General features: G+C 71.1%; 15 protein-coding genes and 3 tRNA genes. 13 read left to right on the forward strand and 5 right to left on the reverse strand.

Annotated features, from left to right (window positions below):
- Window positions 1–29: 29 nt before the first annotated feature.
- From ACFVHK_RS08030 to ACFVHK_RS08045, 4 genes are all read left to right on the forward strand, one after another.
- A tRNA-Tyr gene (locus ACFVHK_RS08030) sits at window positions 30–114 on the forward strand.
- 108 nt (window positions 115–222) lie between these two features.
- A complete protein-coding gene (locus ACFVHK_RS08035; protein WP_376928358.1) occupies window positions 223–1,056 on the forward strand; it encodes an inositol monophosphatase family protein in 834 nt (277 codons plus the stop codon).
- 1,545 nt (window positions 1,057–2,601) lie between these two features.
- On the forward strand, window positions 2,602–3,663 hold the full coding sequence (locus ACFVHK_RS08040; protein ID WP_376928359.1) for a M23 family metallopeptidase: 1,062 nt from the start codon (window positions 2,602–2,604) through the stop codon (window positions 3,661–3,663).
- 366 nt (window positions 3,664–4,029) lie between these two features.
- Complete coding sequence (locus tag ACFVHK_RS08045) at window positions 4,030–4,989, forward strand: endonuclease domain-containing protein (RefSeq protein ID WP_376928360.1); 960 nt, start codon at window positions 4,030–4,032, stop codon at window positions 4,987–4,989.
- 231 nt (window positions 4,990–5,220) lie between these two features.
- On the opposite strand, the gene ACFVHK_RS08050 is transcribed toward ACFVHK_RS08045, so the two are convergent.
- The gene (locus ACFVHK_RS08050; RefSeq protein WP_376928361.1) at window positions 5,221–6,903 is read right to left on the reverse strand and encodes a glycoside hydrolase family 13 protein; all 1,683 of its coding nucleotides are present in this window, start codon (window positions 6,901–6,903) and stop codon (window positions 5,221–5,223) included.
- 251 nt (window positions 6,904–7,154) lie between these two features.
- On the opposite strand from ACFVHK_RS08050, the gene ACFVHK_RS08055 reads away from it, so the two are divergent.
- The 6 genes from ACFVHK_RS08055 to ACFVHK_RS08080 all read left to right on the forward strand — a co-directional run bounded on the left by ACFVHK_RS08055 (window position 7,155) and on the right by ACFVHK_RS08080 (window position 12,280).
- Window positions 7,155–8,393: a sugar ABC transporter substrate-binding protein gene (locus ACFVHK_RS08055; RefSeq protein WP_376928362.1), complete on the forward strand. Its 1,239-nt coding sequence runs from the start codon at window positions 7,155–7,157 to the stop codon at window positions 8,391–8,393.
- Between the two features lie 82 nt (window positions 8,394–8,475).
- Window positions 8,476–10,098, forward strand: coding sequence for an ABC transporter permease subunit (locus ACFVHK_RS08060; protein ID WP_376928363.1), 1,623 nt, complete (start codon window positions 8,476–8,478; stop codon window positions 10,096–10,098).
- Window positions 10,098–11,078 (forward strand): sugar ABC transporter permease, encoded by a 981-nt coding sequence (locus ACFVHK_RS08065; RefSeq protein WP_376928364.1) that lies wholly within the window; start codon window positions 10,098–10,100, stop codon window positions 11,076–11,078. Before ACFVHK_RS08060 ends, ACFVHK_RS08065 begins: the two co-directional genes overlap by 1 nt.
- A 453-nt stretch (window positions 11,079–11,531) precedes the next feature.
- Window positions 11,532–12,026, forward strand: coding sequence for a DUF4190 domain-containing protein (locus ACFVHK_RS08070; RefSeq protein ID WP_376928365.1), 495 nt, complete (start codon window positions 11,532–11,534; stop codon window positions 12,024–12,026).
- A gap of 76 nt (window positions 12,027–12,102) precedes the next feature.
- Window positions 12,103–12,174: transfer RNA gene (locus ACFVHK_RS08075), tRNA-Thr, on the forward strand.
- A gap of 32 nt (window positions 12,175–12,206) precedes the next feature.
- Window positions 12,207–12,280 (forward strand) — tRNA-Met (locus ACFVHK_RS08080).
- A 380-nt stretch (window positions 12,281–12,660) separates the two neighbouring features.
- Here ACFVHK_RS08080 and ACFVHK_RS08085 read toward each other — a convergent pair.
- On the reverse strand, window positions 12,661–13,068 hold the full coding sequence (locus ACFVHK_RS08085; RefSeq protein WP_376928366.1) for a winged helix-turn-helix transcriptional regulator: 408 nt from the start codon (window positions 13,066–13,068) through the stop codon (window positions 12,661–12,663).
- Between the two features lie 144 nt (window positions 13,069–13,212).
- Between ACFVHK_RS08085 and ACFVHK_RS08090 the strand changes: the two genes are divergently transcribed.
- Together ACFVHK_RS08090 and ACFVHK_RS08095 are read left to right on the forward strand one after the other, a co-directional pair.
- Window positions 13,213–13,815, forward strand: a complete 603-nt coding sequence (locus tag ACFVHK_RS08090) for an ester cyclase (protein WP_376928367.1) — start codon at window positions 13,213–13,215, stop codon at window positions 13,813–13,815.
- 271 nt (window positions 13,816–14,086) lie between these two features.
- Window positions 14,087–14,338: a hypothetical protein gene (locus ACFVHK_RS08095; RefSeq protein WP_376928368.1), complete on the forward strand. Its 252-nt coding sequence runs from the start codon at window positions 14,087–14,089 to the stop codon at window positions 14,336–14,338.
- Between the two features lie 6 nt (window positions 14,339–14,344).
- On the opposite strand, the gene ACFVHK_RS08100 is transcribed toward ACFVHK_RS08095, so the two are convergent.
- From ACFVHK_RS08100 to ACFVHK_RS08110, 3 genes are read right to left on the reverse strand one after another with little or no spacing between them, the layout of a single operon-like run.
- A complete protein-coding gene (locus ACFVHK_RS08100) occupies window positions 14,345–15,355 on the reverse strand; it encodes an LLM class flavin-dependent oxidoreductase (RefSeq protein WP_376928369.1) in 1,011 nt (336 codons plus the stop codon).
- Entirely contained in the window at window positions 15,352–15,969 is a 618-nt protein-coding gene (locus ACFVHK_RS08105; RefSeq protein WP_376928370.1) for an alpha/beta hydrolase, read from the reverse strand. The genes ACFVHK_RS08100 and ACFVHK_RS08105 overlap by 4 nt, the downstream gene beginning before the upstream one ends.
- Window positions 15,966–16,904 carry a VOC family protein gene (locus tag ACFVHK_RS08110; protein ID WP_376928371.1) on the reverse strand — a complete coding sequence of 313 codons (939 nt, stop codon included), beginning with the start codon at window positions 16,902–16,904 and terminating at the stop codon, window positions 15,966–15,968. The genes ACFVHK_RS08105 and ACFVHK_RS08110 overlap by 4 nt, the downstream gene beginning before the upstream one ends.
- Window positions 16,905–17,324: 420 nt before the next feature.
- Here ACFVHK_RS08110 and ACFVHK_RS08115 point away from each other — a divergent pair, with 420 nt between their 5' ends.
- A complete protein-coding gene (locus tag ACFVHK_RS08115) occupies window positions 17,325–18,218 on the forward strand; it encodes a hypothetical protein (RefSeq protein ID WP_376928372.1) in 894 nt (297 codons plus the stop codon).
- The last annotated feature ends 8 nt before the right edge of the window (window positions 18,219–18,226 follow it).

Below are 18,226 nucleotides of genomic sequence, written 5' to 3' on the forward strand. Positions count from 1 at the left end.
GGTCATGTGAACAACGTGGTCGGGCGTTCGGCGAGTTACCCAAGCGGCCAAAGGGATCTGACTGTAAATCAGCTGTCTACGACTTCGGGGGTTCGAATCCCTCACTCGCCACCACGTCGAAGCCCCGGTTCTCCGGGGCTTCTTCCGTTTCCGGGGGCGGATGCCGCGACCTCGCGCGTCACCGCCGCCCGGCCCGCACGCGGTCCGCAGTAGCGTGGGGGCATGACCGAGAACGCCGCCGCTGCGGCATCCGTCGACCTGCTCGCCATCGCCCGCCGGATCGCCCTCGCGGCGGCCGAGGCGGCCCTCGAGGAACGCCGGAAGGGCATCAGCGTCGCCGCGACGAAGTCGACGCCGACCGACGTCGTGACCGCCGTCGACCGAGACACCGAGGAGCGCATCCGCTCGATGATCCTCGACGCGCGCCCCGACGACGGCATCTTCGGCGAGGAGGACGACACGCACGTCGGCTCGAGCGGACTCAACTGGGTGGTCGACCCGATCGACGGCACGGTCAACCTGCTCTACGACATCCCGGCGTGGTCGGTGAGCATCGCGGTGGTCGACGGCCCGCCCGACCCCGGGCACTGGCACGCGCTCGCCGGGATCGTCGTCAACCCCGTGACCGGGGAGGTGTTCGAGGCGAGCGTCGGCGGTGGGGCCCGGCTCGTCGACGGGCTCGGGGAGCGCGAGCTCCGGGTGAACGATGACGTGCACCTGTCGCGGGCGCTCGTCGCGACCGGCTTCGGGTACGCGGCCGACCGGCGGGCCGGCCAGGCGGCGGTGCTCGTCGACGTGCTGCCGCGCATCCGCGACATCCGTCGCATCGGGTCGGCTGCGCTGGACCTGGGCGCGGTCGCCGCGGGCCGCCTCGACGCGTTCTACGAGCAGGGCCTGAACCCGTGGGACCACGCGGCGGGCGCGCTGATCGTGCGCGAGGCCGGCGGACGGGTCGGCGGGCTCGGCGGGGCGGGCGAGAGCGATCGGATGCTCGTCGCGGCGGCGCCGTCGCTCTTCGACGACCTGACCGCGCTGCTCGAGGAGGCCGGGGCCTGACGTCTCCGCGGGCCGTGCGACACGCCCGGGCAGTGCCGTCGTCGCATCCGCCCGTGGCCCGCGCCGGGAATCCGGACGACCATCTCCGCATTCCGCCCGACATGGCGATCCGGTGATCGACCGGTTACGCTTTACCAATCCGTGATCTCGGCCCGCCCGGAGATGACGAGCCCCCCGTCAGCCCCTCTCGAACGAGCGAAAGTCCCCCACGTGCCCGAGTCCCCCCTCGTGCCCGACCATTCAGCGCCAGGCACCAGAGACCGCTTGCGGTCCGAACGCACGCCGACGCGCCGCGAACTGCGGGACCGCTCCGCATCCTCCTCCCCGGCCGAGCCGGCCGACCGGCGGGTCGGCGACTCGGCCGTCGGCGTATCCGGAGGCATCTCCTTCGAGTCGTACCTGCCGTCGGGTGGCGCCTCGGCATCGGCGGCGGGCCCTGCGAGCGAGCCCAGGCGGCGGGCGGATGCCACGGGGCCGCTGCGTCCGCGCGATCGCCGCGAGGCGGCGGTCGATGCCGGCCCGGCTCACCTCCCGTCCCGCGCTGACCGCCCGGCGACGCAGCCCGTCGCCCCGACGGAGTCGCGCCGCCTGCGGCGCGACCCCCTACCCGCGCAGGAGCCGGCCCCCGCCCGCCGCGCCTCCGCAGCCCCGCCGGCGAGCCCCGCCCTGCCGGCCGCTCCGCCTCCGACCGGCGCCCAGGCGGCACCCGCGAACCCCGCGCTGCGGACCGGCCGCCGTGCGGCCGCCGGACCGGTCGACGTCCCGGGCTCGGGGCTTCGCGCCGACCGGCCCGGCTCCGCACCACGGCCCTCCTCGGCTCCGCCTTCCTCGGCTCCGCCTTCCTCGGCTCCGACGAACTCCGCGCACTCGCCGTCCGCCGGTCCGACCTCCGCCGCTCGCGGGATCGGCCGCGCTGCGGTCCCTGCTCCGACGTCTGCCGACCGGGCGCACCGGCCCGAGCCGGGCGCACCGGCGCCCGACTGGACGCCGCAGCGACGCCCCGACCCGGCCCGCACCCGCGAGGCCGACCTGCGAGGCCCGGCTGCGCGTCCCGCGCCCACTGCGCACCCGGAGCGCGCTCCGCATCGACCGCAGCAGACCGGCGCCGGCGTCGTCGCCCGCCCCGGCGACCCGCGCGTCGGCCCGCAGCCCCAGGACGCTCCGCGACGGCCCCAGCAGGGGCAGACGGGTGCGCCGGCCCCTCGACCGGTTCCGCCCTCGCGTCCGGTCTCGAACGGCGCCGCCGGTCCGGTGCCGTCGGATCGGACGCGGCCCCACGCGCCCGATGCCGCGCCCCGTGGTCCGATGCCCGGTCGCAGGCCGACCCCCCAGTCGCCGGATGGTCGGCAGACCGGTGCGCTCCGTCATCCAGAGGCCGACCCGCGCATCGGCCCGGGAGCCGCCCGTCCCGAGCGCGCTGCCGGTGCGCCCCAGCGCCAGGGCGCCCCGCGCCCCGCGACGGACGCGCCCGCCGGACCTCGTGACCCCCGACTCGGCGCACGGACGGATTCCGAGCCGCGTGCCGGCCGTCCCGGCGACCGGGCCGTGGAGCGCCGCGCCGGGCAGCCGGCCCCGAGGCTCGACTCGCTCCCCGCCGAGGCCCGCCGATCCGCGGCATCCGACCCCGCCGTCATCACCGCGACCGACGTGAGCGACCTCTTCGGGCTCGGCCACCGCGAGGACCGGGACATCGACGCGAGCCTCGAGGCAGCTCGCCGAGAGGGTCGGACCGCCCCGTCGTCCGCCGGTCCGCACGAATCCGGGCGCCCCGCGGCATCCGCCCACCGCACGCCCGTCGGCCGACGGACCCCGGCCGATCGTCGCGCGCCGCAGCGCCCCGAGGGGCGCGCTCAGGACGGGCCCTTCTCGTCCAAGGCCGCGCCGCGCCCGTCTCGGAAGCGCGCGCTGACGACGCGGTTCGCGAGCGTCGTCGCCATGGGATTCGTCGCGATGCTCGCCGTCGCGACATCCGTCCCCTCGCTCTCGCTGCTCACCCCCGCGGAGGTGCAGGCGATGGCGCTCTCGCAGAACACCGGCACCACGCTCGACGGGCAGCGCGTCGACATCTCCGGCGGCGCGCTCGCCGCGGGCGTCGGCCGCGAGGACTACCAGGCGCAGACCATCGAGGAGTACGCGCAGGCCGCGGGCATCCGCGCCGAGGCGACCTTCACGAACAACCCGCTCGGCACGATCCAGTGGCCCTTCGCGGTGGGCGTGCACATCGGCGACCGGTTCGGCTACCGCAACTGCTACGGCTGCTCGTCCGACCACCACGGCCAGGACTTCAACCCGGGCCTCGGCGCGCAGATCCAGTCCATCGCCGACGGCGTGGTGTCCAACTCGACCGATTCGGGCGGCTCGCTCGGCGTCGTGACCATGGTCGACCACGTCATCGACGGCCAGGTCATCACGAGCGTGTACGCGCACATGGAGTACGGCTCGCGCCGCTTCGAGGTCGGCGACACCGTCGAGGTCGGCGACGTCCTCGGCACGACCGGCAACACCGGCATGTCGACGGGCCCGCACCTGCACTTCGAGATTCGCATCGGCGGGATCAACGGGTACTGGGTCGACCCGCTCGAGTGGCTGTACGCGAACACCAACTGACGCGGCATCCGGCGTCGGCGGCGCGGCCGCTCCGCGCGTCTCCACGGCCCGGCCGCTGCGGGCGTCTGCGGCCCGGCCGTTGCGGGTTCGGCTCGGCTCGTGCCGTGCGTTCGGAGGATGAGGCGAGTCTCGGTCCGCCCGGCAGCCGCATGGACGCGTTCATCCTGCGAACTCGATCCGGTCGATGACGGCCCGGGCCGTGCCCGCCGCGGATTCGCAGGATGAGACGGAAGGTCGGCCCGGTTCGCGCGACCATGGCGCGTGGCATCCTGCGAACTCGCCCACGGCTCAGCCCGCCGGGCGCGGTGCGCGTGGGTTGTGCACAGGGCGGCTCCGCATCGACTCCGTTCGGCCAGACTGCGGGGCGTGCCCGACTCTCCGTCCGTCGACCCTGCCGCCGCGATCCGAACCCACGGCGGAGCGCTGCCCTACCGGACCCTCGATGAACTCGGCGTGCCGCGCACCGCGGTCCGGGCTGCGGTCCGCGACGGAGGGCTCCTGCAGGTTCGGGAGCGGTGGTTCGCCGTGCCGGATGCGCCGGACGACGTCGTCCGAGCGGTCCGGGTCGGCGGGAGCCTCACGGCGGCGTCCGTCGCACGGCTCGAGGGGCTCTGGATCCGCGACGATCGGCGGCTGCACGTGCGCGTTCCTCGCACGGCGGGGCGGTTGTGGTCGCCATCGCCGGTGCCGGCGCTCGGTCGCCGCAATCCGCTCGACCGCACGGCTCATGGCGTCTGCGTGCACTACCGGACGGTTCCGGGCCGCTCGACCGCGCGCGACGGAGTGGTGCTCGCCCTGGCCGAGATGGCGGTGTGCGCGCCACGACTCGACGCGCAGATCGCGGTCGACTCCGCACTCTCGCTCGGCAGGATCACGCGCGACGATCTCGGGGTGCTCCGCGGCATGCTCGGTGCGAGTCGTCGGCGGATCGCGGATGAGGCCGACGCCGGATGCCAGTCCGGGACCGAGACGATCGTGCGCCTGCTGCTGCGTGGACGCCGCGTGCCGCATCGAACGCAGGCATGGATCGCGGGTGTCGGGTACGTCGACGTGCTCGTGGGGGATCGGCTGGTCGTCGAGATCGACGGTGAGGGATTCCACACCGGTCCCGAGTTCGAGCGCGACCGGCGTCGCGACTTCGAGCTCGCCATGCGGGGGTACCTGGTCTTCAGGGTGAGCTACTCGATGGTGATGCACGAATGGCCCGCCGTGCGCGAGGGCCTGCTCGCGCTCGTCGAGCGCGGTGAGCACCGATGGGGCGCGCGGGCGCGCGAGCACGAGCGCGATGTGCGTCGTTCGCTCGCGCGGCGGCATCCCGGCGCGTGACTCACCCGCCGAGTTCGCAGGATGACGCGGCTCACGTGGCGCCTACGGCGGGCATGAGGCGGCTCATCCTGCGAACTCGCGACGGTGCCCGGCCGTGCGCGCGCCGGGCCGATCGAATTCGCAGGATGAGGGGCGCCTGGGTGCCCGGGCGGAGGGGATGGCGCGTGTCATCCTGCGAACGCGCGCGGTCGGGCGCCGCGGGGCGCGCGTCGCCCGACGCCCGGCGCGCGGCTACGCCGCGAGCCAGGCGGTGGTGTCGCCGGGGAGCGTGCGGCCGTCGAGGACGGCGCTCGCGAGGATCACGTCGCCCGCGGGGAGCTCGACCGGGTCGCTTCCGGTGTTCGCCACGACGAGCACGCTCCCGTTGCGGACGGCGAGGACGTCGTCGCCGAAGCCCTCGATCCACTCGAGGTCGCCGGTCGCGAGCGAGCGCGCGCGGCGCTCGGCGAGGAGCGAGCGGTACAGCTCGAGCGTCGAGCCGGCGACGCCCCGCTGGCGGTCGCGGGCGAACTCCGCCCACTGGGCCGGCTGCGGGAGCCAGGTCGTGTCGGTCGGGCCGAAGCCGTAGGACGGCGCGTCGGACTCCCAGGGCAGCGGCACGCGGCATCCGTCTCGGCCGTAGCGCTCGCCGTCGGTGCGGAACCAGGTCGGGTCCTGACGCGCCTCGTCGGGGAGGTCGACGGCTTCGGGCAGGCCGAGCTCCTCGCCCTGGTAGATGTAGGCGGAGCCGGGGAGGGCGAGCATGAGCGCCGTCGCCGCCCGTGCGCGGCGAAGGCCGACGACGGGGTCGGGAAGGCCCGGGCTCTTCGGCCCGATGCCGTGGCCCTGCAGGCTGTCGGCGGTGAGCGCGAGGCGCGAGGCGTGGCGGATGACGTCGTGGTTCGAGAGCACCCACGTCGAGGGTGCGCCGACCGCCGCGAACGTCTCGATCGAGTGGTCGATCACGGAGCGCAGCGGCGCTGCCTCCCACGGGGTCTCGAGGTAGGCGAAGTTGAACGCCTGGTGCATCTCGTCGGGGCGGACCCACTTCGCGACGCGCGCCAGCGGGTCGACCCACGCCTCGGCGGCGAGGATCCGCTCGCCGTCGTACTCGTCGAGCACCTTCCGCCAGTCGCGGTAGACCTCGTGCACGCCCTCCTGGCCCCAGTACGGCGCACCGACGTTCTCGTCGTGGATCTCGGGCTCCAGCGCGACACCGCCCTCGAGGCCGTGCTGGTTGCCCCCCATCGAGCCGGCGTCGGCGGGCGGGGTGTAGTCGGGGAGCCCGTCGGCCTTGATGAGGCCGTGCGCCACGTCGACGCGGAACCCGTCGACGCCGCGATCGAGCCAGAAGCGCAGGATGCGGCGGAACTCCTCGCGGACCTCCTCCTGCTCCCAGTCGAAGTCGGGCTGCGAGCTGTCGAAGATGTGGAGGTACCACTGGCCGGGGGTGCCGTCGGAGTTCGTGGTGCGGGTCCACATCGACCCGCCGAAGACCGACTCCCAGTTGTTCGGCGGGAGCTCGCCGTGCTCGCCCTTCCCGTCGCGGAAGATGTAGCGGGCGCGCTCGGGGCTGCCGGGGGCGGCGGCGAGCGCCTCCTGGAACCAGGGGTGACGGTCGCTCGAGTGGTTCGGGACGAGGTCGACGATGACCTTCAGTCCGAGTCGGTGGGCTTCGGCGAGCATGTCGTCGAAGTCGGCGAGCGTGCCGAAGAGCGGGTCGACGTCGCAGTAGTCCGCGACGTCGTAGCCGGCGTCCTTCTGGGGCGACGTGTAGAAGGGCGAGAGCCAGATCGCGTCGACGCCGAGGTCGGCGAGTTCGGGCAGGCGCGAGCGGATGCCGGCCAGGTCGCCCATGCCGTCGCCGTTCGCGTCGGCGAAGGACCGGGGGTAGATCTGGTAGATCGCGGCGGTGCGCCACCATTCGGAAGTCATGGAGAAAACCTTAAGCCAATCTCAGTGATCTGGAAGCGCTTGCACGTTCAGGCGCCCCGCAGGAGCCTACCAAGCCGGTATCGATCATGTAACGCCGAGTTGTCAATGTGACGCGAAGCAGGTATACCTGAAACCGCTTGCAATCACATCGCGGGCAACCACATACGGAAGAACGGCCTTTCGAGCACGGTGCGCGGAACTCCCCACCAGGCGAAGGCGCCGATCTCACGCACACTGAGAAGGGCACACCAATGCGGGTGAACAAGAAGAGCCTCCTCGCGGCCGGCGCTGTCGCCGTCGTCGCGACCCTGGGTCTCGCTGGCTGCGCCGGCAGCGACTCGGGCGAGGGCGACAACGGCGCATCGGCCGGCGGCACGCTGACCGTCTGGGTCGACGCCGAGCGCGTCGACGCGCTGAAGGGCGCAGCCGAGGCCTACACGGAGGAGACCGGCGTCGAGGTCGAACTCGTCGGCAAGGACAACGCCACCATCAAGGACGACTTCATCCAGCAGGTGCCGACGGGCGAGGGCCCCGACATCACCATGGGTGCGCACGACTGGCTGGGCGAGCTCTCGACCAACGGCGTCGTGGCTCCGCTCGAGCTCGGCGACTCGTCGGCGGACTACCTCCCCGTCGCGATCGACGCGGCGACCTACGAGGGCACCGTCTACATGCTCCCCTACGCGGTCGAGAACATCGCCGTGCTGCGCAACGCCGACCTCGTCACCGAGGCCGCGACGAGCTTCGACGACATGATCGCCAAGGGCGAGGCCGCCGGCCTCGAGCAGCCGTTCGTCGTCGAGCAGGGCGCCGAGGGCAACCCCTACCACCTCTACCCGTTCCAGACGGCGTTCGGCGCACCTGTCTTCGGCAGCGGCGCGGAGGGCTACGACCCCAGCGACCTGCAGCTCGGCAACGAGGGCGGCGTGGAGTTCGCGAACTGGCTCGCCGGCCAGGGCAAGAACGGCACCGGCGTCTTCAACACCGACATCGACGGCGACATCGCCAAGCAGGCCTTCCTCGACGGCACCGCGGCCTTCTGGCTGACCGGTCCGTGGAACGTCGGCTCGGCCATCGACGCCGGCCTCAACGTCGCGATCGACACCGTGCCCAGCCCGACCGGCGAGGCCGCCTCGCCGTTCGCCGGCGTCAAGGGCTTCTTCGTCTCGTCCGAGTCGGAGAACAAGGTCGCCGCGAACGACTTCCTCGTGAACTACATCGGCACCGAGGACGTCCAGCTCGAGCTGTTCGAGGCGGGCAACATCCTGCCCGCGCTCTCGGCCGCCGCCGAGACCGCCTCGAGCGACCCGATCATCGAGGGCTTCGCGGCCGTCGGCCAGGAGGCCGTTCCGATGCCGGCCATCCCCGCCATGGGTTCGGTGTGGCAGTACTGGGGCATCGCCGAGGCCTCGATCATCAACGGCGAGGACCCGACGGCGACCTGGGAGAAGCTCGCCGCCGACGTCCAGGCTGCGATCGACGCCAAGTAACGCCTGAGGCTCCGGGCCGGATGCCGCCGCGCATCCGGCCCGGAGCCACTCGCATCCCGAGCGTTCAACGAGAGAGCAGCAGATGAGCACCACGATCGACGAGGACGTCGCCACCGGCTCGGCGACTCCGCCCACGAAGCGGCAGAAGCGTGCCGCACGCATCGCGGACGCCGCGTCAGGCGGCATCCGCTCCATCCTGGTCAAGCTCCTGCTGCTCGGCATCGTCGACGCGATCGCGGTCTACGCGATCCTCGTCCTCGCGCTCTCGCAGGACTGGCTGATCCTCGCGATCGTGGTCGGCGTCACCGCGCTCGTCAACTGGATCTACTTCTCGCGGCGCACCCTCCCGGCGAAGTACCTGACGCCGGGCGTCATCTTCCTCGTGCTGTTCCAGGTGTTCGTGCTGGTCTACACGGGCTACATCGCGTTCACCAACTACGGAACCGGGCACAACGGCTCCAAGGAGCAGGCGGTCAGCTCGCTCATGGCCGCCTCGCTCGAGCGAGTGCCCGACTCGCCCACCTACCAGGTCACGGTCGTCGACCAGCTCGGCACGCTCGGCCTGCTCGTCACCGACCCGGACGGAGACGCGAGCCTCGGCACCACCGAGCAGCCGCTGCAGCCCGTCGACCCGACCGAGGTCGACGGCGGCAAGGCCGTCGCGGTCGACGGCTGGACCACTCTGCAGTTCAGCGACGTCATCGCCCGCACGAACGAGATCACCGAGCTCGCCGTGCCGTTCTCCGACGACCCGAACGACGGAGCCATCCGAACCCCCGACGGATCGAACGGCTACCTCTACACGTCGAACCTCGAATACGACGAGGCCGCGGGCACCATGACCGACCTCTCGACGGGCACGGTCTACTCCGACATCGGCACGGGCGCCTTCACCGCCGAGGACGGCACCGAGATCCTTCCCGGCTGGCAGATCACCGTCGGCTTCGACAACTTCGTCCGCGCCGTCACGGACACCCGCCTCGCGGGGCCGCTCGTGTACGTCACGCTCTGGACCTTCGCGTTCGCGCTCATCTCGGTCGCCACCACGTTCTTCCTGGGCCTGTTCCTCGCGATCGTCTTCAACGACATGCGCATGAAGGGCCGGCGCTACTACCGCGTCGCGATGATCATCCCCTACGCGATCCCGTCATTCCTCTCGGCGCTCGTCTGGGCGGGGATGATGAACGAGAGCTTCGGCTTCATCAACCAGGTGATCTTCGGCGGGGCCTCGATCCCATGGCTCACCGATCCATGGATGGCGAAGCTCTCCGTGATCATCGTGAACCTCTGGCTCGGGTTCCCGTACATGTTCCTCATCTGCACGGGTGCGTTGCAGTCGATCCCGGACGACGTGAACGAGGCATCCAGCATCGACGGCGCCTCGGCGTGGCAGACGTTCCGTCACATCAAGCTGCCGCTGCTGCTCGTCTCCGTCGCGCCGCTGCTCATCGCGTCGTTCGCGTTCAACTTCAACAACTTCAACGTCATCTACATGTTGACGAACGGCGGGCCGCGCGACACCGGCGCGCCGATCCCGGTCGGCTTCACCGACATCCTCATCTCGATGGTCTACAAGGTGGCCTTCACCGGCCAGAACCGCGACTACGGCCTCGCCGCGGCGTACTCGATCATCATCTTCATCGTGGTCGCGGTGATCTCGATCATCGCGTTCCGCCGCACCAAGTCGCTCGAGGAGATCAACTGATGGCCGAGAAGAAGACGCTTCCCGGGCCCGATGACGGCCTGCTCTGGGGTGAGACGCCGATCATCCCGGGACCGAAGTCTGTCGAGCACGTCGATCACGGTCAGCCTGCACACCCCAAGCGCCGATTCCGCTTCGGCAAGTGGTTCGCGGCGACCGGATGGCGCCACCTCGTCGGCATCGTCGTCGTCGCGTTCGCCCTCTTCCCGGTCGTGTTCGTGATCTCCTCGTCGCTGAACCCGAACGGCACCCTGACCGGTTCGAACGCCCTGTTCTCGCAGATCGGGTTCGACGCGTACGCGCGGATCCTGACGAACCCGCAGGTGCCGTTCACGACCTGGTTCGCGAACACGCTGATCATCGCGGGCATCACGGCGATCCTGACGGTGTTCCTCGGTGCGCTCGCGGCGTACGCGTTCTCGCGCATGCGGTTCACGGGCCGCCGGTTCGGCCTCATCACGATCGTCGTCGTGCAGATGTTCCCGCAGATGCTCGCCGTCGTCGCGATCTTCCTCGTCATGAGCGCGATCAGCGACTGGTTCCCGGCGATCGGCCTGAACACCCACATCGGCCTGATCATGGTGTACCTCGGCGGAGCGCTCGGCGTGAACACGTACCTCATGTACGGGTACTTCAACACGATCCCGGCGTCGATCGACGAGGCGGCGAAGATCGACGGCGCCGGTCACGCGCGCATCTTCTTCACGATCATCCTGCGCCTCGTCGCTCCGATCCTCGCGGTCGTCGCGCTGCTCTCGTTCATCTTCTCGGTGAACGAGTACGTCGTGGCATCCGTGATCCTGATCGACACCGAGAACCAGACGCTCGCGGTCGGCCTCACGAAGCTCGTCTCGAACCCGCGGTACGCGGACTGGGCGGCGTTCTCGGCGGGCGCCGTCATCGCGGCCCTGCCGGTCGTGCTGCTCTTCCTCTACCTGCAGAAGTACATCGTCGGCGGGCTCTCGGCCGGCGCGGTGAAGTAGGCGCGCCCGATCGCCACAGGCGGTGCCGCGCGGGGCGGCCGCGTCCGGAGCTCAGGACGCGGCCGTCCCGTCGTGCGGTCGGCGAGGCGGTTCGCTCCGGGCGGAGCGGCGATGCGCGTGGGGTTGCGGAACTCCGAGCGCCCCCCGATCGTCGGCGCGTCACCGACGGACCGCTTCCGGGCTCCGCTGCCGGGTGGGAACGTCGTCACCATCGGCGGGTGTGAAGCCCGTCGTACCCACCGAAACTGACGACATTCGCCGCCGTCCATCCACGTTCACGGTCGGTCCCACTTGGTCTCGCTGGCGCGCAGCAGCGTGGCAGCAGACGCGGCCGCCCTGAGCGACCCGCTGGGGCGACGGATGCCTCCGGCTCGCCCTCGCTCCGAGCGATAGCATGGCGGCCTGACCCACCCGCGCGTCCTCCCGTCATCCGAACCCCGGAGCAGCCCTGCCATGAGCGCCCTCACGCCCCCGCCCGTCCCGCCCGCGCCCCCGGTCCCGCCCGCAGGGCCATCCGACGCCGCGACGCTGCCGTACGGTACCGCGCCGCTCATGGCGGCACCCGGCGACACGGGCTACGCCGATTCCGCGTCCGCCTACGGCCCCGCGGCTCCGGCCTACGGATCCGTGCACGGCGCGGCGCCCGTGCCGTGGACGCCTCCCGTCGCGGCCCCGCAGAACGTGCTCGCCTGGGTCGCGTTCGGGCTGGGGCTCGGCGCGTTGATGCTCGGTCCGATCAGTTCGATCGCCGCGATCGTGTGCGGGCACATCGCCCGCGCACAGATCCGCCGCACGGGCGAGCAGGGCGCCGGAGCGGCGCTCACCGGACTGATCTTCGGCTACGTCCTGACCATCGGAATGGGCCTCGCGATCGTGCTCTACGTGCTGTTCATCGTGGCGATCTTCGCCGGCGCGGCGTACTCCTCCGGGGTGCCGACGAGCCTCTGATCGAGCGGCCGCCCACCGATTTAACGCACGCGCGCCGAGGTGATATTCTCGTGTGGTTGCCGCGACAGCGGCACACGCCCCGATAGCTCAGTGGTAGAGCACTTCCATGGTAAGGAAGGGGTCGTCAGTTCAATCCTGACTCGGGGCTCTGGTTCCTCCGGTTCGCCGGAGAAGCCTCGCGGCGGGGTAGCTCAGGTGGTTAGAGCACACGGCTCATAATCGTGGTGTCGCGGGTTCGAGTCCCGCCCTCGCTACAACAGCAGAATCTCGCGGATCTCAGGCCCTTCGGGCCGAACGTAGACCGCTCGTCTCGATTCGCCTGACCACATACTGACCGAGAGTGTCGCGCATTAGCTCGATGATCTCTGCACGGCCCGACACGTGGGTCTAGAGCGACGACGCGGCCAATGCCTGGATCGAAGACGTCCGACGCGACGTTTCGTCGTTCAAGAGCTACGCGAACTGGCGCGCACGGCGTCCACACTCGCCGTGGGCACCCGCTCGTTGCGATGCTCGCGGGAGAATACGTGCCGCACGACTCGATCGGAGGGGCGGAACGTGAGCCCGCAACAGTTCCGGAGCCCCCCACCATCGTCGGGGTGAACATCGCCGGCCCATGCGTCCGTCACGGAGTTCAGGCCCTGCGCTGCTCGTCGTACCTTCGGCGGGCCTCGAGCACATTCGGCATGTGTCCCTCGAGATGGGAGAAGAGGTCCACGAGGATCTTCGACGTGTGCCGACCGATCGGCGTGAGGCTGTACTCGACGTGGGGTGGGATGGTCCCCATCACCTCTCGCTCGACGAAGCCGTCGCGCTCGAGCGCGTGCACGGTCTGCGAGAGCATCTTCTGGCTCACGCCATCGACGCGGCGTCCGAGTTCGTTGAATCGCAGGGGCCCGTCATTGAGTGCGCCGAGGACGAGCGCCCCCCATCTGCCCGTGATGTGCTCGAGCGTCGGCCGCGACGGGCACGTCCGCGCGAAGACGTCGTACTCCTGCTCGCCGCCTTCCGGGGCGCTCGGATCTTCGCCGTCAATCCTCACCGTTGCAGTATACCCAGCAGAGAGTGCTTCGCAAAAGAATGCACATACTGAATCGCAGCACTCACTTGCAGTAAGCACTAACGAATGGATACTGTCTCATCCTCGGCGACCCGCAGGAGGCCGCCACGATCAAGGAGAGAACACATGCTCAGTCGTCGCACACTGATGCAGTACGGATCGGCCGCGGCATTCGGCGCGGTCGCGCTCGGTTCCGTCGCCGACGGAGGAGGCGCCGCCCAGACGGCATGGGGCGGCCCCATCGGAGACCCCGCCACCGACCCGGTGCCCAACCCGGACTTCCCGAAGGGGCTCAGCAGCGCCGAGCGCTCGAACCTCGAGACGTTCGACGCGCTGGACTTCGACGTCTTCACCCACGCGGACTGGGATCGTCTCGGCGAGAGCCACGCCGAGCACATCCGAGTGCACTGGCCCGACGGGCACTACACGGACGGGATCGACACGCACATCGCAGACCTCGCCGCGCTGTTCGTCTGGGCACCGGACACGCGGATCCTGGAGCACCCCTTCCGCCTGGCGACCAACGAGCTCACCGCGGTGACGGGCGTGATGCGCGGCACCTTCACGCGCCCGATGCCGGATGGCAAGGGCGGATTCATCCAGCCGAACGGGAAGGCCTACGCCATCAACATGGCCACGGTCGGAATCTGGAATCGGCAGGGCACGATGGACGAGGAGTTCCTGTTCTGGGACAACCTCACGTTCTATCAGCAGATCGGACTTGCCTGATCCAATCCGCGGAGCGTCGGTGAGGGGGCGGTCCGGGTTCCGGTCGACCCCCTCGCCGGCGCATCGTCCGGCCGAGCCGACCAAGCTCACGGGCCGATGACCCCGACGGTGACGTTGACTGCTCGACGTCCGGCGGGCTTGCCTTCGAGCGCGCAACAATGCCGAGCGTCGAGGTCGTGGACACCGCGTGCGTGACACTCGAACGCGCAGAGACGGTGACCTCGCGATAGCGGTGACCGGCACGAAGGTCCGAGGATCGCAGGTGCTCACGATGACCCCGGCGAATGACGGAGCCACGCCGGTGGACGTCGTGATCCGGTCGCCCTATGGGACGGTCGGGGGCGGCCAGCTCGCGTCGGGCGCGACGAAGTCCTACGACCTCGACACCGGCGTGCCGCGCCTGCCCGCGTTCACCCTCGCGGTGGTGGCCACCGCACCGGACCGGACCGAGCGCACGCACGAGGTGCTGTACCCGGGCTCGGTTCACCCTGGCGGAGGAGTCGGAGCTGGCGGCGCGCTGTGACGAGCGTCACAATGCCTGCCGCACCTCGGGAAGCACCTCCGTCGCCAGCAGCTCGATGGACTTCAGGGTCTCGCGTTGACCAAGCCCGCCGAGCCCGACCTGGGCGAGGAACCTGGAGTGTCCGAGGATCTCTCGCTCCCAGAGGATCTTGTCGACGATCTCCGACGGGCTGCCGGCGAAGAGCGCACCGCCGGGGCCGGCCCACGCGTCGAGCGTTTCCCGGTCCAGTCGGGAGGTGCGCGGCATGTTCTGGGCGAAGTACGCCGCGTAGTGCGGGAAGAACGTCTCCCGGGCCTCGTTCGTCGTCCTGGCCGCGAAGAAGTGCGAGGTCACGCCGAGCCTCGGAGCGGGGTGGCCAGCGTGCGCCGCGGCCTCGCGGTGGAGTGCCGCGAGCGGCGCGAAGCGTGCCGGCGCGCCCAGCACAGCGAGGTACATCGGCAGCCCGAGGGCGCCCGCGCGGAACGCTGATTCCGGAGTGCCGCCGACTGCGAGCCACACGGGCAGCTCGTCCTGGAGGGGGCGCGGCCATACTCCGGCCTCGTGGAGCGCCGGCCGAGTCGTGCCCTCCCAGGAGACGACATCGGACGTGCGCAGTTCGAGCAGGAGATCGAGCCGGTCGGCGAAGTACTCGTCGTATCGACTGAGATCCTGCCCGAACAGCGGGAACGACTCGAGGTACGCGCCGCGCCCCGCGGTGAGCTCGGCGCGACCCCCGCTCAGGAGGTCGAGTGTCGCGAACTCCTCGAACAGGCGCACAGGGTCCGCGCTCGAGAGCACCGTGACCGTGCTGGTGAGCCGGATGCGTTCGGTCTCGCGGGCGGCGGCCGCGAGGATCACCTGCGGGGATGAGACGGCGAAGTCCGGCCGGTGATGCTCGCCCACCCCGAACACGTCGAGCCCCGCCTCGTCGGCGACCCGCGCCCATTCGAGGACCTGCTCCAGCCGCGTCCGGGGGTCGTGCGCACCTCCCGAGAGCTCGCCGAAGGTGAAGATGCCGATCTCGAACGCGTCGTTCACGGCGTCGCCGGATTCAGGAACGCCTGCACGTCGGCCAGCATCCGTGCGTCGATGCCGTGCGCGAGGCCCGGGTAGCGCCGCGACGTCGCGGTGGCGTGCTCCCGCAGCCAGGCGTCGGTGCGCTCGACGGCGGCGGTGGTGATGACCCGGTCGTCCTCGCCCCGCCCGGAGAAGACCTCGGGGCGCTCCTCCCTCAGCAGTGCGTCCGCGGGCTGCGCGGCCGCCTGCACGAACCCGCCGAGCACGACCGCAGTGCGTGCGCGGTCGGGCCGGGTGCGCAGGAGCTGCGTCGCCATCAGGCCGCCTTGGGAGAACCCGATCGGCACGAGCGTGGTCTCAGGGGGCAGCACGTCGTCCACCCAGGACCAGATCGCGTCGGTCGCGGCTCCGACGGGGGCAGGATCCGGGTCGCCGGGTTCGGTGATGTGGAACCAGGCCGATGCTCCCGGGGCCAGCGGGATCGGCGCTTCGAGCGACGCCCAGGGCATCCCGGCCGGGAGGGCCGAGGCGAGCCCGGTGAGGTTCCGGGCATTCGAGCCGTACCCGTGCAGGAAGAGCGCCACGCGGGCGGGGTTCTCGCGGAGGTCTGTCGAGGCGAGCGCGCGCAGGGTCATCGTGCGAGCACCTCTTCGATGCCGGCGCCGGGCAACGCCACGGTGACCTGCGTGCCCCAGGGGTCCGCGAGGACGACCTGCTGCCCGTGGTCGGCGAACGGGAGCCGGTAATGGGCGAGTCGCGCGGTGAGCGCGTCGAGGTCCTCGCGCGTGGGTACCGCGATCGCGACGTCGCCGAGTCCGAGGCTCGCTGCGCGAGGGCCCGCCCCGGCGCTGTTCCACGTGTTCATGGCCACGTGATGGTGATAGCCTCCGGCGGACGCGAACAGCGCGCCGGGATAAGTGGCGACGGTCGTCTCGAACCCGAGCGCGTCGACGTAGAACGTGCGAGCGGCTGACAGCTCGCCGACCTGCAGGTGCACGTGCCCGACCCGGCCGTGAGCCTCGCCGACGGCACCGATCGCGGCATTCGTCAGGTGCTTCTGCAGGTACGCGTTCGGGTCGAGGTGCAGCGTCGACATCTGCAGTTCGCCGTTCACGTACCGCCACTGGTCGCGGGCGCGATCGGTGTACAGCTCGATGCCGTTGCCCTCGGGGTCGGTGAAGTAGAACGCTTCGCTGACGAGGTGGTCACTCGACCCTGCGAAACGGGAGCGCGGGTCCTGCGCCGCACGGAGTACCGTCGCGGCCAATGTCGCCGCATCGTCGAACAGGAACGCGGTGTGGAACAGCCCGGCCTCCCGCGGGCTCCCGGCCGGAAGTCCGGGCGTGCTGACGAGCCGCAGCATCGGCGTGCTCCCGCGCCCGAGGACGCGGTGCACCTCCGCGCCCCGAGCGCGCTCCTCGAGCGGCGCGAGCGCAAGGGCGTTCGTGTAGTACGACGACATCCCCTCGAGGTCGCCGACCCGCAACGTGACCGCGGCCATGCCGGTCGCTGCGCTGAGCGTGCGGTCGGGCGCCGCGCTCGATCGGGCTGGACTCGGTTCCGTCGTCATGCCGGCCTCCGCGGGTATCGATTTGGTTGTACCTACAACCATACCTCGGCGGCTGCCATTCCCGTGCCGGTCGTCCCTGCCACAGCGTCATGGCGTCGGACTGCTCAGACCGGAATATGCACTCGATGCCGTCCGAGACGTTCCCAGCCGCCTCGAGTGGAGTGGCTCGCGCGGCATCCGTTCTCTCAAGGAATCCCGGTCCAATCCGAGACGACACGAGATTTCCGGATCGCGAGGAAAGACAACTTGGGTCGTTCGCTTCCCGATGCGGCCTCGCGGCAGGCGGGAACCCCTCGACTCCACGCCCTCTAGCGCATCCGCCGCCTCGAGTCGACCACGTGCGCCGGGCTGCCGGCCGACCTACCGTGTCGGGGGAGGTGCGCTCGAATGGACAGGCGGCGGGACCCGGCGCGGTCCACGGTGACGGACGAACCCGACACGGGCACGTCGTCGGTGCCGGTCCGGGCCGAGGTCGCTGCCCCGGCTCGCGCGGAGGCCGACCCGCCGACCCGCCGCGAGGCGCTCGCCGCGGCGCGCCCGCGCGAGCGGCCCGAAGCGGAGCGCATGAACGCCGCCGAGCGCCTGGCGAAGCGCCTGGACCGCCCGATGGGCATCCTCGGCATCCTGTTCCTGTTCGTGGTGCTCGGGCAGGTGCTCGCGCAGGATCCGACGCTCACGACGGTCTTCTCCGTCTTGGGATGGATCTTCTGGTCGATCTTCGTGGCGGAGTTCGCCCTGCGCGCGTTCGTCGCCCGGTCGGCGGCGTTCTGGCGGCGCAACTGGTGGCAGGTCCTGTTCCTCGCCGTGCCGTTCCTCCGCTTCTTCCGGGTGCTCACGTTCTTCCGCGTCGCGCCGATCGCGCGGCTCGGCGGCGTGCTCTCGGCCGGTGTCCGCGGCTCACGGTCGGCCGGGCGGCTGGTGTCGGATCGGATCGCCGTGCTGGCCGCCGTCACGGCGGTGGTCATCCTCGCGGCCAGCCAGCTGCACTACCTCACCGGCGTCGGCATCAGCTACGGCGAGGCCCTGTACCAGACCGCGCTCGCGACGGTCACGGGCGCTCCGCTCGACGGGGACTCGACCCTCACCCGGATGCTGCACGTGGTGCTGTCGGTGTACTCGGTCGTGGTGTTCGCGACGCTCGCGGGCTCGCTCGGCGCATACTTCCTTCAGAAGCCCGTGGAGCGGCGTCGCGAGGCCGAGGCCGACGCCGAGACCGAGACCGAGACCGAGCGTGCGGCGTCGGCGCCACGCGCGACGTCCGCTCGAACGGAGCCGGGGGCCGCGCCGATCGGCGCGACCCCCGGTGACCTCTGACGGCGACG

The organism is Agromyces binzhouensis (assembly GCF_042672355.1).
Classification (GTDB): domain Bacteria; phylum Actinomycetota; class Actinomycetes; order Actinomycetales; family Microbacteriaceae; genus Agromyces; species Agromyces binzhouensis.

Coding starts and splice junctions, on each gene's coding strand:
- ACFVHK_RS08090 (WP_376928367.1), top strand. CDS start 13,213: ATGCTCAGTCGTCGCACACTGATGCAGTACGGATCGGCCGCGGCATTC.
- ACFVHK_RS08035 (WP_376928358.1), top strand. CDS start 223: ATGACCGAGAACGCCGCCGCTGCGGCATCCGTCGACCTGCTCGCCATC.
- ACFVHK_RS08050 (WP_376928361.1), bottom strand. CDS start 6,903: ATGACTTCCGAATGGTGGCGCACCGCCGCGATCTACCAGATCTACCCC.
- ACFVHK_RS08055 (WP_376928362.1), top strand. CDS start 7,155: ATGCGGGTGAACAAGAAGAGCCTCCTCGCGGCCGGCGCTGTCGCCGTC.
- ACFVHK_RS08095 (WP_376928368.1), top strand. CDS start 14,087: ATGACCCCGGCGAATGACGGAGCCACGCCGGTGGACGTCGTGATCCGG.
- ACFVHK_RS08065 (WP_376928364.1), top strand. CDS start 10,098: ATGGCCGAGAAGAAGACGCTTCCCGGGCCCGATGACGGCCTGCTCTGG.
- ACFVHK_RS08110 (WP_376928371.1), bottom strand. CDS start 16,904: ATGACGACGGAACCGAGTCCAGCCCGATCGAGCGCGGCGCCCGACCGC.
- ACFVHK_RS08070 (WP_376928365.1), top strand. CDS start 11,532: ATGAGCGCCCTCACGCCCCCGCCCGTCCCGCCCGCGCCCCCGGTCCCG.
- ACFVHK_RS08060 (WP_376928363.1), top strand. CDS start 8,476: ATGAGCACCACGATCGACGAGGACGTCGCCACCGGCTCGGCGACTCCG.
- ACFVHK_RS08105 (WP_376928370.1), bottom strand. CDS start 15,969: ATGACCCTGCGCGCGCTCGCCTCGACAGACCTCCGCGAGAACCCCGCC.